At 66.3% G+C, this 14,127-nt stretch carries 15 protein-coding genes; all 15 read right to left on the bottom strand.

The genetic code is table 11. From position 1 onward, the window contains the following. Nucleotides 1-60: 60 nt before the first annotated feature. Nucleotides 61-2,601 carry an ATP-dependent Clp protease ATP-binding subunit gene (locus TVH25_RS07220; RefSeq protein WP_169622788.1) on the bottom strand — a complete coding sequence of 847 codons (2,541 nt, stop codon included), beginning with the start codon at nucleotides 2,599-2,601 and terminating at the stop codon, nucleotides 61-63. Nucleotides 2,602-2,860: 259 nt separating this feature from the next. Beyond that, on the bottom strand, nucleotides 2,861-4,291 hold the full coding sequence (locus TVH25_RS07225; RefSeq protein WP_422423697.1) for a phospholipase D-like domain-containing protein: 1,431 nt from the start codon (nucleotides 4,289-4,291) through the stop codon (nucleotides 2,861-2,863). 152 nt (nucleotides 4,292-4,443) lie between these two features. Beyond that, on the bottom strand, nucleotides 4,444-4,803 hold the full coding sequence (locus TVH25_RS07230; protein WP_169622790.1) for a histone-like nucleoid-structuring protein Lsr2: 360 nt from the start codon (nucleotides 4,801-4,803) through the stop codon (nucleotides 4,444-4,446). A 100-nt stretch (nucleotides 4,804-4,903) separates the two neighbouring features. Then, entirely contained in the window at nucleotides 4,904-6,415 is a 1,512-nt protein-coding gene (gene lysS / locus TVH25_RS07235) for a lysine--tRNA ligase (protein WP_169622791.1), read from the bottom strand. A 66-nt stretch (nucleotides 6,416-6,481) separates the two neighbouring features. Continuing rightward, nucleotides 6,482-6,931, bottom strand: a complete 450-nt coding sequence (locus TVH25_RS07240) for a rhodanese-like domain-containing protein (protein ID WP_169653254.1) — start codon at nucleotides 6,929-6,931, stop codon at nucleotides 6,482-6,484. Between the two features lie 91 nt (nucleotides 6,932-7,022). After that, the gene (locus TVH25_RS07245) at nucleotides 7,023-7,853 is read right to left on the bottom strand and encodes a type III pantothenate kinase (protein ID WP_169622793.1); all 831 of its coding nucleotides are present in this window, start codon (nucleotides 7,851-7,853) and stop codon (nucleotides 7,023-7,025) included. A 2-nt stretch (nucleotides 7,854-7,855) separates the two neighbouring features. After that, the gene (panD, locus tag TVH25_RS07250; RefSeq protein ID WP_169622794.1) at nucleotides 7,856-8,293 is read right to left on the bottom strand and encodes an aspartate 1-decarboxylase; all 438 of its coding nucleotides are present in this window, start codon (nucleotides 8,291-8,293) and stop codon (nucleotides 7,856-7,858) included. A gap of 37 nt (nucleotides 8,294-8,330) precedes the next feature. Then, nucleotides 8,331-9,269 carry a pantoate--beta-alanine ligase gene (gene panC, locus TVH25_RS07255; RefSeq protein WP_422423698.1) on the bottom strand — a complete coding sequence of 313 codons (939 nt, stop codon included), beginning with the start codon at nucleotides 9,267-9,269 and terminating at the stop codon, nucleotides 8,331-8,333. Further along, nucleotides 9,262-10,197: a Rossmann-like and DUF2520 domain-containing protein gene (locus TVH25_RS07260; RefSeq protein WP_169653252.1), complete on the bottom strand. Its 936-nt coding sequence runs from the start codon at nucleotides 10,195-10,197 to the stop codon at nucleotides 9,262-9,264. The genes panC and TVH25_RS07260 overlap by 8 nt, the downstream gene beginning before the upstream one ends. 156 nt (nucleotides 10,198-10,353) lie before the next feature. Next, nucleotides 10,354-11,184, bottom strand: coding sequence for a DUF6779 domain-containing protein (locus tag TVH25_RS07265; protein WP_422423699.1), 831 nt, complete (start codon nucleotides 11,182-11,184; stop codon nucleotides 10,354-10,356). A gap of 98 nt (nucleotides 11,185-11,282) precedes the next feature. Further along, on the bottom strand, nucleotides 11,283-11,756 hold the full coding sequence (locus TVH25_RS07270) for a DUF3180 domain-containing protein (protein WP_169653251.1): 474 nt from the start codon (nucleotides 11,754-11,756) through the stop codon (nucleotides 11,283-11,285). Then, a complete protein-coding gene (gene folK, locus TVH25_RS07275) occupies nucleotides 11,753-12,292 on the bottom strand; it encodes a 2-amino-4-hydroxy-6-hydroxymethyldihydropteridine diphosphokinase (protein ID WP_422423701.1) in 540 nt (179 codons plus the stop codon). The genes TVH25_RS07270 and folK overlap by 4 nt, the downstream gene beginning before the upstream one ends. Continuing rightward, nucleotides 12,289-12,657, bottom strand: a complete 369-nt coding sequence (gene folB / locus TVH25_RS07280) for a dihydroneopterin aldolase (protein ID WP_422423703.1) — start codon at nucleotides 12,655-12,657, stop codon at nucleotides 12,289-12,291. Before folB ends, folK begins: the two co-directional genes overlap by 4 nt. Continuing rightward, the gene (gene folP, locus TVH25_RS07285; RefSeq protein WP_378528776.1) at nucleotides 12,654-13,475 is read right to left on the bottom strand and encodes a dihydropteroate synthase; all 822 of its coding nucleotides are present in this window, start codon (nucleotides 13,473-13,475) and stop codon (nucleotides 12,654-12,656) included. Before folP ends, folB begins: the two co-directional genes overlap by 4 nt. A 32-nt stretch (nucleotides 13,476-13,507) precedes the next feature. Next, entirely contained in the window at nucleotides 13,508-14,125 is a 618-nt protein-coding gene (gene folE, locus TVH25_RS07290) for a GTP cyclohydrolase I FolE (protein WP_206037364.1), read from the bottom strand. Between the last annotated feature and the right edge of the window lie 2 nt (nucleotides 14,126-14,127).

The raw sequence follows: 14,127 nt of genomic DNA on the forward strand, positions 1-14,127 counted from the left end.
CGGGGGGGGCCCCCGCGCGCGCCCCCCCCCCCCGGCGGCGTGTCTATCGGAACCGCGATGTCAGGCTTCCGGCTCCCCTTCGGGGGTCTTCGCCATGACGACCGCCGGGGTGTCGGGCACCTCGGCCGGCTTCTCGCTCGGCGTGAACGTGAACTTCGCGTTCTCGCCGGCGCCTTCGCCGTCCCAGTTCTCGACGTCGACGAGGACGATATGGCCGGAGCCGATCTCGCCGAACAGGATCTTCTCGGAGAGCTGATCCTCGATCTCGCGCTGGATGGTGCGGCGGAGCGGACGGGCGCCCAGGACCGGGTCGAATCCGCGCTTCGCGAGCAGCGACTTCGCCTTCTCGGTGAGCTCGATGCCCATGTCCTTGTTCTTCAGCTGCTTCTCCACGCGTCCGATCATCAGATCGACCATCTGGATGATCTGATCCTTCGTCAGCTGGTGGAAGACGATGATGTCGTCGATACGGTTGAGGAATTCGGGCCGGAAGTGCTTCTTGAGCTCGTCGTTGACCTTGTTCTTCATCCGCTCGTAGTTGGACCCGCTGTCGCTGCCGTGGGTGAAGCCCAGGCCGACAGCCTTCGAGATGTCCGACGTACCGAGGTTCGACGTGAAGATCAGCACCGTGTTCTTGAAGTCCACCGTGCGTCCCTGACCGTCGGTGAGACGACCGTCTTCGAGGACCTGCAGGAGCGTGTTGTAGATCTCCTGGTGGGCCTTCTCGATCTCGTCGAAGAGCACCACCGAGAACGGCTTGCGGCGCACCTTCTCGGTGAGCTGGCCGCCCTCTTCGTATCCGACGTAGCCGGGGGGCGCACCGAACAGACGCGACGCGGTGAACCGGTCGTGGAACTCACCCATGTCGATCTGGATGAGCGCGTCGTCCTCACCGAAGAGGAAGTTCGCCAGCGCCTTGGAGAGCTCGGTCTTACCGACACCGGACGGACCGGCGAAGATGAACGAACCGGACGGACGCTTCGGGTCCTTGAGCCCGGCACGCGTACGCCGGATCGCCTTCGCGACAGCCTTGACCGCGTCCTCCTGGCCGATGATCCGCTTGTGCAGCTCGTCTTCCATGCGGAGCAGACGGGTGGTCTCCTCCTCGGTGAGCTTGAACACGGGGATACCGGTCCAGTTCGCGAGAACCTCTGCGATCTGCTCCTCGTCGACCTCTGCGATCACGTCGAGGTCGCCCGCACGCCACTGCTTCTCACGCTCGGCACGCTGCGCGACGAGCTGCTTCTCCTTGTCGCGCAGGCTTGCAGCCTTTTCGAAGTCCTGCGCGTCGATCGCCGATTCCTTCTCGCGACGGGCGTCGGCGATCCGGTCGTCGAACTCGCGCAGGTCCGGCGGTGCGGTCATCCGGCGGATGCGCATGCGCGCGCCCGCCTCGTCGATGAGGTCGATCGCCTTGTCCGGCAGGAAGCGGTCGTTGATGTACCGGTCGGCGAGCGTCGCGGATGCGACGAGCGCCTTGTCGGTGATCGAGACGCGGTGGTGCGCCTCGTACCGGTCCCGGAGTCCCTTGAGGATCTCGATGGTGTGCTCGACCGTCGGCTCGCCGACCTGGACCGGCTGGAAGCGACGCTCGAGGGCGGCATCCTTCTCGATGTACTTGCGGTACTCGTCGAGGGTGGTCGCACCGATGGTCTGCAGCTCACCACGGGCGAGCTTCGGCTTCAGGATCGACGCGGCGTCGATCGCGCCTTCGGCGGCACCTGCGCCGACGAGCGTGTGCAGCTCGTCGATGAACAGGATGATGTCGCCGCGGCTGTTGATCTCCTTGAGCACCTTCTTGAGGCGTTCCTCGAAGTCACCGCGGTAACGGCTGCCGGCGACGAGCGAGCCCAGGTCGAGCGTGTAGAGCTGCTTGTCCTTGAGGGTCTCGGGGACCTCACCGTTCACGATGGCCTGCGCGAGGCCTTCGACGACGGCGGTCTTACCGACACCGGGCTCACCGATCAGCACCGGGTTGTTCTTGGTGCGGCGCGAGAGCACCTGCATGACCCGCTCGATTTCCTTGGCCCGGCCGATGACCGGATCGAGCTTGCCTTCGAGCGCGGCCTGCGTGAGGTTGCGGCCGAACTGATCGAGGACGAGGGATGTCGACGGGGTGCCGGACTCGCCGCGGCTCGTGCCGGATTCCGCGGGTTCCTTGCCCTGGTAACCGGAGAGCAGCTGGATGACCTGCTGCCGGACCCGGTTGAGGTCGGCGCCGAGCTTGACGAGGACCTGAGCGGCCACGCCTTCACCCTCGCGGATCAGCCCGAGCAGGATGTGCTCGGTACCGATGTAGTTGTGGCCGAGCTGCAGCGCTTCGCGCAGGCTCAGCTCGAGGACCTTCTTGGCACGCGGAGTGAAAGGAATATGCCCGGACGGTGCCTGCTGACCCTGGCCGATGATCTCTTCGACCTGGCTCCGGACACCTTCGAGGGAGATCCCCAACGACTCGAGAGACTTCGCCGCCACACCCTCACCCTCGTGGATGAGGCCGAGGAGGATGTGCTCCGTGCCGATGTAGTTGTGGTTGAGCATCCTGGCCTCTTCTTGAGCCAGGACAACGACGCGCCGCGCGCGATCGGTGAACCTTTCGAACATCGCACTCCCTCACACTCTCCGGCCGCAGAATCCGATACGCGATCGTCCCGGATCTCTGCTGCCGCTCTTAGCTCCGGCACTCGAGTCGTTCATCGGAACCGGTGAAGGTTCCACGTTCCCACTGCACACTCTAGTTGGCGTGGTATCGACCCGCTCTCCCTCTACCCTTCGGAGGTTGGGGAAAAACCCGGCTATAGGTTGTAACGCTGCACGTGGCAGATACGTTTCCGCAAGCTGTACGCCAGAAGCGAACAGGCCGTCAGCCTGCGAGGACGCGCTGTAGACGCCTTCCGAGGCTGCGCGGGGCACGCTCCGGGTCCGCGAGGCTGCTCTCGGCGAGCACGCTGTCCTCCCCATCCACGGTAGCGGGTTCGAAGGGACGCAGCGAACGGCCCGGCCCGCGGAAGCGCTCGACCGCCGCGAGCAGCGAGCCCCCGTCCGCCGTGGCTTCCTCGATTTTTCCGACGTCCACGCCGAGGTGCTCGGCGAGCAGCGTGTTGCGCAGGTCGACCGCGGCCCTGCCCACCCGGTCCCCGGGTGCTGCCGCTTCGATCGCGAGATCACACTCGGTGTCGAATCCCATGGAACGGTTGTTGAGGTTCGACGAACCGATTCGCAAGACGCTCTCGTCCATCACGACGACCTTCGCATGGACGTAGATCGGGTTGCCGCCCTCGGTCACCGGGTAGTACGCGCCGAAGCGGCCGTGCACGTCGGCGTCCCACAGCAGGTGGAGAAGAGCACGCCGGGCGCCGTCCATCGCCTTCTGTTCGAGCCAGCCGTCGGCGTTGCGCGGAAGTACGAGCACGATTTCGGGGCCGTCCGGTTCCTGCAGTCGCGCCGCGAGCGCCTCCGCGAGGGTGCGCGATGCCAGGTACTGGCTCTCCAGATACAGGGTGCTGCGTGTGTTCTCGATGATGGCGAGGTACAGCGCTTCGATCTCGTGGACGCCCTCCTGATCGCCGTACGTCGGCAACGTACGCGCGATCGAGACGTCGACGTCGCGCACGGTCGGCTCGAGTCCCTCGGGCCAGATCGGTTCGGTTCCTTCGACGGGTCCGAGTTCTTCGCCGGTAGCGGCCTTCCAGCGCGCTCGGGCCAGTTCGCCCAGCGCTCGCGCGGCCTCGCCGTCCACCGCAGTGGTGACGTCGTGCCACGGGCCGTAGCGCTTGCCGGTCGGTTCCCGGCGGTATCGGCTCCGGTCCGCGTGGTCGGAGGTGTCCCACCGATCGACGGTCATGTCGATTCCACCGCAGAACGCGATTTCGTCGTCGACGACGATGATCTTCTGGTGGTGTGCGGCACCCACCGGGTGCGCACCGTCGATCTCGAGGTGTAGCCGTGAGTCGGTGAACCAGTCGAGTACGAACACAGGCGTCATCCCACGGCCGAGGGCACTGAAGGCCCCGATATTCCACTTCAGCAGATAGACCTCGAGGTCGGGACGGTGGCGCGGCAGCCACTTCAGAAAAGCGCCGAGCCTGTTCGGGCCCTCGAGGGTCTTGCCGTCCGGTTCGAATTGGATCCGGGTGTCGAAATCCCAGCCGATGAGTATGATCCGTTTTTTCGCGCTGAGCATCGCGGATTTCACGTGATGGAAATAGGTGGCGGCGTCGACGATCGAAGTAAGATTGGCCGCACGTGCGGTGCGCCAACACGTTTTTCCCGGCTCGAGCACTCTGTCAACCATCCTGCGAATCCTACTCCGGCACGGTTAGGTCCCCCAGAAATGTGTTGTGCAAAACAGAGGACCCCACACCGCCGGGTCCGAGCCCTGACGTGCACAGAGGCGCCGCCACCAGGTGACGACGCCCCCGCGGGATCACTCCTGCGTCGGAATTCCTAGTGGGCCTGGTTGTAAGCTTCCACGATTTCGGCGGAGATGCGGCCGCGCGCGGAGACCGGCCAATCGTTGTTCCGCGCCCATTCACGAATTGCGGCAGTCTGTTCACGATCCGAGCCGGCCCGTGCGGGCTTGCGCGTGGTGGGAGTGGTCGACGGACCGACCTTGCCGCGCTTGCGGCCCCCCACCTTTCGTGCGTGCTCGATCCAGAATTCCAACTGGTCGCGCAACTTGGCAGCATTCTCTTCGGACAGGTCGATCTCGTAGGTAACTCCATCGAGTCCGAACTCCACCGATTCATCTGCGGCCGTTTCCTGGTCCACATCGTCGATCAGAGTGACGGTGACCTTCTTTGCCATGTGTTGAGAATCCTCTCGAATGAAGAAAGCGGTCCCCCCCGGGACAGGACCACGATACCCCGGAATTAACCCATGGCAATACGAAACTCGGTGGGTGGAATTAACGCGTGGTCGGACGAACAATCGGAAACAGGATTGTTTCCCGGATTCCCAGGCCGGTCAGCGCCATCAGCAGACGGTCGATTCCCATTCCCGTCCCCGTCGTCGGCGGCATTCCCTGTTCCATGGCCGAGAGGAAATCTTCGTCGAGAACCATCGCCTCGTCGTCGCCGGCCGATGCGAGCCGCGCCTGATCGACGAAACGCTCACGCTGGATCACCGGATCCACGAGTTCCGAGTACCCCGTGGCGAGTTCGAAACCGCGAACGTAGAGATCCCATTTCTCCGTGACGCCCTTCACCGAGCGGTGATCGCGCGTGAGAGGCGATGTCTCCACCGGGAAATCACGCACGAAAGTCGGTGTGTACAACTGGTCGCCGCACATGTGCTCCCAGAGTTCCTCGACGAGCTTGCCGTGGCCCCAGCCCTTGCCCTCCGGAACCTCGAGACCGACACGTCCCGCAAGGGCCTTCAATTCGTCGACCGTGGTTTCCGGAGTCACCTCGGAGCCGATCGCCTGCGACAGAGAGGGGTACATTTCGAGGGTCTTCCATTCACCGCCGAAGTCGTATTCGGTGCCGTCGGCCAGGGTGACCACATGGCTGCCGAACGCCGCCATCGCGACTTCCTGGATGACCTCGCGGATCATCTTCGCCGAATCGTCGTAGGTGCCGTACGCCTCGTAGGTTTCCAGCATCGAGAATTCGGGTGAGTGGGTGGAGTCCGCACCCTCGTTGCGGAAATTCCGGTTTATCTCGAAGACCTTCTCGATCCCACCGACGACGCAGCGCTTGAGGAACAACTCGGGAGCGATGCGCAGGAACAAGTCCATGTCGAGTGCGTTCGAATGGGTGACGAACGGCCGCGCGGCGGCACCACCGTGCAACGTCTGGAGCATCGGCGTCTCGACCTCGAGGAAATCGCGGCGCTCGAGAGCATTGCGCAGTTCGCGCACCACCGCGACCCGCATCCGCGCGTTCCGGCGGGCGTCGGGGCGGACGATGAGGTCGACGTAACGCTGACGAACGCGTGTCTCCTCGTTCATCTCCTTGTGCGCGACCGGCAGCGGGCGCAGCGCCTTCGACGCCATGCTCCAGGAGTCGGCCATGACGCTGAGTTCACCGCGGCGCGAGCTGATGACCTCACCGTGGACGAACACGAAGTCGCCGAGGTCGGTCTCTGCCTTCCATGCCGCGAGAGCGTCTTCTCCCACACCGGCGAGACTGATCATGACCTGAAGCTGAGTGCCGTCGCCCTCCTGCAAGGTGGCGAAGCAGAGCTTGCCGGTGTTGCGGAGGAAGATGATGCGTCCGACCACGCCCACCTGTTCGCCGGTTGTGGCGTCGGGTTCGAGGTCGGGATACGCGGCGCGGATCTGCGCCAGGGTGTGTGTCCGGGGCACGACGACCGGATAGGCGTCCTTACCCTCCGCCAAGAGTCGTTCGCGCTTGTCGCGGCGGACCCGGATCTGCTCGGGGGTATCGTCGGGCTGCTGAACACTGGCATCACTCACGGGTAACCAGACTATCCGAAAGCCCTGGGCTTTTATCCCGCAGCTACCGCACCGCGTGCAGCAGAGTCAGTGTGCGGTGACGCGCGCCACGTCTTCGGCGACATGCCGGGCCACGGTGACCGCGTCGACGAGATTCGCCGATTTGACGGCGGCGTAACCGCCCACGAGCGCGGTTGCACCCCGCAGCCCGCGTCGGCGCAGGTCGAGCACGACACGGTCGGTGTCGGCACCGTATGCGGAGACAAGGATCCACTCCTTGTCGTAGCCGGTGGCCATTGCGAGGTGATTCGGGTGGGCGGGGTCGAGCCGCTCCGGCACGAGTGCCGCGTCGATCGCCAGCGCACCGGGCAATGTGCCCTGGGCGGCCCGTTCGGCGTGCCGGCGGATGTCGACGACGACAGCGCCGCGCGCGACGGCCGCGGCGAGTTCTGTCGGATAGGTGCGTTCGACCGCCAGCGGAAACAGAGCGATGGGGGCAGAAGAAAGAGAAGCAGAATCGAGCAGCGCAGCGCGCATGAGAGATCTCCCAGGAAGTGTCGACAGTCGAGGCAGGCGTCAGCCTCGACAACACTCCTGGGCGCTCATGCAACGGATCACGGAAGCATCTTTACACAGAACCGCGTCCGGTGGAACCCGTGGCACGTGTAGCGCGTCTCACCTGATTACGTTCGAAGACCAGGCGCAGCCCTTCGAGGGTGAGATCGGGCTCGTGGTGCTCGAGCGTCCGCGATTCGGGCATGATCAACGGCGCGCTGTCTCCTGTCCCGATCACCGCGACGTCGTCGGCTCCGAATCCGGGCACCTCCGCGCACACTCGCCGCACGAGACCGTCGACCATGCCGGCGAAACCGAAGACCGCGCCGGACTGCATGCACTCGACGGTGTTCTTCCCGAGAACGCCGCGGGGCCGGACCAACTCGACTTTCCGGAGCGCCGCGGACTGAGATGCGAGGGCGTCCATCGCGATTTCCACGCCGGGCGCGATGGCGCCACCGAGGAACTCGCCCTTGGCGGACACGACGTCGACACACGTGGATGTACCGAAGTCCACGATGACACACGGAGAGCCGTAGAAGTGATGGGCCGCAAGGCTGTTGACGATGCGATCGGCGCCGACCTCTTTGGGGTTGTCGACGAGCAACGGCACTCCGGTCCGGACACCCGGCTCGACGACCACATGCGGCACCTGCGACCAGTAGCGCCCCAGCATGATCCGCAACTCGCGCAGCACCGACGGCACAGTCGACAACGCGGCGACGCCGGTGATCCGGTCGACGTCGTCACCGAGCAGTCCCCGGAAGAGCAGAGCCAGTTCGTCGGCTGTCATCTTCGGGTCCGTGCGCACGCGCCGGTCGCACAGCAGTTTCGAATGCGTCCCGCTGCCCGTGAAGACGCCCAGAACGATGTTGGTGTTCCGGACGTCGACGGCGAGGAGCATGTCTACACCAGGGACGGTGCGTCGAGTGTGGACAGCATCCGGGGGGTGATGAGACCGGATCCCTCGGGTGCGTGCGCCGGATCGTTGCCGAGTTCCACCGGACGATTGTCGGCGTCGACGAACACGACGCTCGGGTTGTAGTCCTTGCATTCCTGCTCGTTCATCACGCCGTAGGCGATGAGAATGACCAGATCACCGGGACTGACCAGACGCGCCGCGGCACCGTTGATTCCGATGACGCCCGACCCGCGCTCCCCCGCGATCACGTACGTCTCGAGACGGTTGCCGTTGTCGATGTCGACGATGCACACCTGCTCTCCCTCGAGCAGGTCCGCGGCGTCCATCAGGTCCTGATCGACGGTCACCGAACCGACGTAATGCAGGTCCGCATGGGTCACCGTGGCGCGGTGGATCTTCGACTTCATCATGGTGCGGAACATGTTCGTCCTCGGCTTCCTTCTGGTTTCGCGAACTGGGTCAGCGGGTCAACAGGTCGTCGGCGACGGTGGGATCTACCTGCCCGACCGCGCGTTCGAGAAACCCGGTACCGACAGCGACACCGACGTTGTCGATCAGCCGGGTGGTACCGAGTCGTGCGGCGACGAGCAACCGGCCGTCGCCTCGTTCGGGGGCGGGTCCGAGATCGGCGCCACGCACCTCGAGGTAGTCCACCTCGATCTCGGGAGCGGACGCGAGTACGTCTCGCGCTGCCGCCAGGATGGCGTCCGGTCCACCGGCAGCCGCGTGTGCGCCGGCGACGAGCGCAGCCGACAGTGTGGTTGCGATCTCGCGCTCCTGCTCGGAGAGGTAGCGGTTGCGCGAGGACAAGGCGAGCCCGTCGGCCTCACGGACGGTGGGCACACCCACGATCCGAACGTCGAAGTTCAGGTCTGTCACCATCTGCCGGATCAACGCCAGTTGCTGGTAGTCCTTCTCCCCGAAGTACGCGGAGTTGGGCGCGACGATCTGCAGCAGTTTGGCGACAACGGTGAGCATGCCGGCGAAATGGCCGGGCCGCGAAGCACCTTCGAGTTCCGAACCGAGCGGGCCCGGGTGGATCGTGGTGCGCGGTCCGTTCGGGTACATCGCCGTAGCCGTGGGAGCGAACACGAGTTCCACGCCGGCATCCCGGAGCAGTTCGAGGTCTGCGTCGAGCGTGCGGGGGTAGGCATCGAGATCCTCGCCGGGACCGAACTGAAGGGGGTTGACGAAGATCGACACGACGACCACCGCGCCCGTGAGCTTCGCATGCTTCACCAGTTCCAGGTGCCCGGAGTGCAGCGCACCCATCGTGGGTACGAGTGCGACCGTCCGGCCCACACTGCGCAACGCCTTGGTGACCTTTCTCAGGTCCTCGGGATTGTGGTGCACGGTGGTTTCTCCACGCACGTAACCGCCCTGTCGCGCTTCACTCACCGTGATCAGCCCTTTCGAGAATTTCCATCAGTTCCGGCTTCGAGCCGGTGCGCTGCGCCGACCGCAGCGACATAGCGCGGTAGCCCGCCGCGATCTGCGGGTCGGCATCGTCGAGTACCTGCAGGTGTGTAGCGACCGTGTCCGCGTCGCCGCGGGCCACCGGACCCGTGAGCGCGGACGGTCCTCGCCGCAGCACGTTGTCCAACGCGGCGGTGAGCAGAGGTTGAAGGACTCGTTCGGCGACTCCGCCCGGTGCACCGTCCACGATCTGCTGACCGAGCAACTCGTCACCGGCGAGCGCGACTCGCAGCGCTTCGACTGCGTCGGCGACAAGCGTGACCAGGTGGTTGCTGCCGTGGGCAAGCGCTGCGTGATAGAGCGGCCGCATCTGCTCGGAGACCCGGACCGGTTCGCCACCGATCTCGAGGACGAGTGCCTGCGCGATCGCGTAGCCGATCTCGTCGGCTGCGGTGATGCCGAAACAGGTGGACGCGAGGCGGGCGGTGTCTTCGTCGTGCCCGGTGAACGTCATCGCGGGGTGAACCGCGAGCGGCACTGCGCCCTGCTCCGCGAGCGGCGCGAGAATACCGATGCCGTGAGCACCGGATACGTGCAGGACGATCGTGCCCGGCTTGACGACGGAGGTGGCGGCCAGTCCGGCCACCAGCGATTCGAGTTCGGTGTCCGGAACGGCGAGGAGAAGCAGATTGCACCGGCCGGCGACCTCGTCGACCGGCAGTATCTCGGAGTCGGGGAGGCGAACACTCGCGCGATGCTTCGAGACCTCGGACACCGCCGAACAGGCCACGACCACGTGGCCGACGCGCTCGAGCGCCGCGCCCAGTGCGGTGCCCACGCGACCAGCGGAAACGACACCGACTGATAGGCGGGCAGGCGCAGGCGCGTTGGTGATCCCGAAGGAATTCACGGGAGTCCTCTCATTCGTTCCAGTCCCGCTCAGCGGGTACCGGACGTTCGCCCGACAATAGCGCGCTGCGCTCGGCGCCCGCCACGACGGAAAGGAGTGATCTGCGCCTCACCCGGCTGTGACCAGCCGGTACCGTCCCGCGACGTGGCGCGCAGATCAGCGTTCGGACGAGAGTGCGGCGAGAATTTCCGCGACGCTCCGGCCCTCGGAATGGGCACCCTCCGCACGGCGGCGGCCGCGTCGGCCGGTCGGGGGCTCGGCCGCTGCGGTGTGCACCTCGGCAGGCTGCGGGCGCGCCCCGGTGGGCGGTGTCTGGGTGGGCGGTGTCTCGGCGGGCGGTGCCTGGGTGGGCAGTGTCTCGGCAGGCGGTGTCCCGGCAGGCGGTGTCCCGGCAGGCGGTGTCTCGGCGCGCTCCTCCGGCGAGCCCACCGTGATCGTCTCCGCTGTGAGCGGCTCGTCGTCGGGCGACGCAAACGCCGGTCCGGACGGTCGCGGCGCCGTGACACGTGTCGTGGCGTCGAGTTCGCGCCGACGATCCGCCTGCCCTCCGAGTGCCACGTTCTCGTCGGGAAGCCGACCGTCGAACAGCACTTCGAGATTGCGGCGAAGTGTCGCGAGCTCATGACGCAGCGCTGCCATTTCTTCGGCGTCGATGCGCAGGTCCGACCGAACCTTTTCCTCGACCGTCAGTTCGTACTCGCGGCGCGCGGAGATCTCGCGTTCGAGCTGAAGGTCGTACACCGTCTTGAGGTCGTCGACCTTGGCCTTTTCCAGCGCCGACTCGCGGCGGTACTTGGTCATCGCGATCGCGCCGACGGTGGCCGCCCACAGCGCAACGACCACCGCGATACGCAGGACCTGCACGCTGTCGCTGACAACCAACAGCAGGGACGCGACCATGGCCAAGGCAAGCAAACCGGCGACGATCATGGAGCCGGTACTGCGCCACGGACGACGATTTCTGTTCTCTCGTCCCGGGGAAACCATACTTACCAGACTACGTGTCTTCCCAGGTCGAACCAGCGATGCCCGCCCGTCTCAGCGAAATCCGTTCGGCGGCACGGGTCGTCCCGCCACAGCGGCCGTCAGGTCGCGGGCTCGTTCGGCTCGTCGGGGTCCTCCGGTGCCTTGCAACAATATTCGAGCCACAGCGCAGCAGCCACAAGAGCCACACCGGCAACTGCCCCGACGACTGCGCCGGACGTGTCTTCCATGGCGGCGCGAACTTCGGCGCGCTCCGGCAGAAGGAAGAGCAGGAACCCGGCCCATACGCCCGTACTGGCCGCCCCGACGAGCGCGGACGCCTTCGCCAGGGCTACGGAACGCGCAACCGTGATCGGGTGGATCCGGCCGGGGCCCTCCCCGATCTCGTGCTTACCGACCCGCGAACGGATGACGAACGCGAGGACCACCTCGATCACCGCCGCCACGTACAGCGACGCTCCGGCATATACCGGGATGGCCGGCAGAGAGCCGTACAGCGTGCGCACGAGCAACCAGGTGATGACCGCCGCCAGCACGGCCAGCGCGAGCAGATCGCGAACCCGGGTCGGTTTCATCGTGCCTGTTCCCCCACGCCGGTGCCGGTCAAGTTCAGATCGGTGCGGTGCACGCCGTCACGCTCCGCCGCCTCGAGTCCGTCGAGCCAGTCGTCGACACGGCGGGTCTCCCCTTCCACGGTGAGCACCGCGTCGGGTTCCACGTCGAGCCACGGCACGAGCACGAAGGCCCTCTGGTGTGCCCGCGGGTGTGGGAGCGTCAACTCGGGATCTTCGCTGAGCACCTCTCCGTCGCCCGCGTCGCACGACACGACGTCGACGTCGAGGCTGCGCGGACCCCACCGCTCGACGCGTACCCGCTCGGCCGCCGCTTCGCATTCGCGGCCGAACCGCAGCCAGTCGTCCGGTGCGAAAGCGGCGTCCTCCGCGACGATCACCGCGTTGAGAAAGTCCTGTTGCTCGACGCCGCCCCAGGGCGCCGTCGAATACACCGCGGAGACGGCCACCGCACGCCGTCCCAGCGCCTCGACCACCGAGCGCAGGTGCGCCTCGCGGTCGCCGATGTTGGACCCGATCGACAGGACGGCCCGGCTCACGACACGCTCCGGGTCCGATCGACCACCACGGCGACGTCCGAGAACGTCAGCGGTATCGGCGCCGACGGCTTGTGGAGCGTGACTTCTACGCGCGACACCCGTGGGTCGGCGAGCACGCCGTCGGCGATTTCCCCGGCCACTGTCTCGATGAGGTCGCGTCCCGGGCCGGCGATGACGGCGGCGGCGGCTTCGGCGAGTTCGCCGTAGTGCAGCGTGTCGGCGAGATCGTCGCTCGCCGCAGCCGGAGCGAGGTCGAGCCACGCCACGATGTCGACGAGAAAATCCTGTCCGTCACGCTTCTCGTGGTCGAACACTCCGTGGTTGCCGCGGACCCGTAGTCCCCGCAGTTCGATCCGGTCGCTCATACGTGCATCCTCTCCGCACCGCCGTGCTGCCATGCCCGAACCACCGCGAGCGCGTCACGCGAAGCCTGCACGTCGTGCACGCGCACTCCCCACGCGCCGTGGGTCGCGGCGAGCGCCGACACCACGGCCGTCGCGACTTCACGACCCGCGGGCGGACGCACTGCGCCGTCGGGTGACGCGAGCAAGGATCCGAGGAAGCGCTTGCGGGAGGCACCGATCAGCACGGGAAAACCGAGCGCGTTCAGCTCCGGCAGGCCGTGGAGGAGTTGCCAGTTGTGGTCCGGTTGCTTCACGAATCCGAGTCCGGGGTCGAGAACGATCTTCGACGGGTCGACGCCCGCGGCGACGGCGACGTCGACCTGGGTGAGCAGCTCGTCGCGCACCTCGGTCACCACGTCGTCGTAATGCGCGGACCCACCCGCGTGGACGAACCCACCGGTGGGACGCCAGTGCATGAGGATCCACGGCACGCCCGCGGACGCCACCACCGACGCCATGTCGCTGTCGGCGCGCCCGCCGGACACATCGTTGACGATCGTCACACCCGCGGTGATCGCGGCCTCGGCGACCGACGCGCGCATCGTGTCGACACTCGTACGGATGCCTTCCGCCGTGAGAGCTTCGATGACCGGCGTGACTCGATCCGCCTCGACCTGGGGATCGATGCGCATCGCGCCGGGACGTGTCGATTCGCCTCCGACGTCGACGATGTCGACGCCGAGGTCACGGAGTTCGAGTCCGCGTGCGATGGCCGACTCGCGGTCGAGATAGCGCCCGCCGTCCGAAAACGAATCGCTGGTCACGTTGAGTACGCCCATCACGATCGGCCGCTGCTCGGCCTCGAACACGCTCACCGGCGCAGGATGAGGTCCAGGGCCTCGGCGCGCGACGCCGAACTCGTCTGGAGCAATCCACGTACAGCCGACGTGGTCGTGCTCGCCCCGGGCTTCCGGATGCCGCGCATCGCCATGCAGAGATGTTCGGCCTCCACGACGACGATCACTCCGCGCGGCTCGAGCTTGCGCACCAGTGCGTCGGCGATCTGGCTGGTGAGGCGCTCCTGCACCTGCGGGCGCTTCGCGTAGAGGTCGACCACGCGTGCGAGCTTCGACAGACCCGTGACGCGACCGGTCGGGCCGGGAATGTAGCCGACGTGCGCGACGCCGTGGAAGGACACCAGGTGGTGTTCACACGTCGAGTACATCGGGATGTCGCGCACCAGCACGAGTTCCCGGTGTCCCTCGTCGAAAGTGGTGTTGAGAACCTCGTCGGGGTTGGTGAACAGGCCCGCGAACACCTCGCGATATGCCCGTGCAACGCGCGCCGGGGTGTCGCGCAGACCTTCCCGTTCAGGATCCTCGCCCACGGCGATGAGCAGTTCCCGCACGGCCGCCTCGGCGCGTGGCTGGTCGAAAACTCGCCCCGCCTCCACACTCAGCGTCTGCGACACCACGTCATCGTCGTCCATAC

It is taken from the genome of Rhodococcus sp. 7Tela_A2 (assembly GCF_049311045.1).
GTDB lineage: Bacteria > Actinomycetota > Actinomycetes > Mycobacteriales > Mycobacteriaceae > Rhodococcus.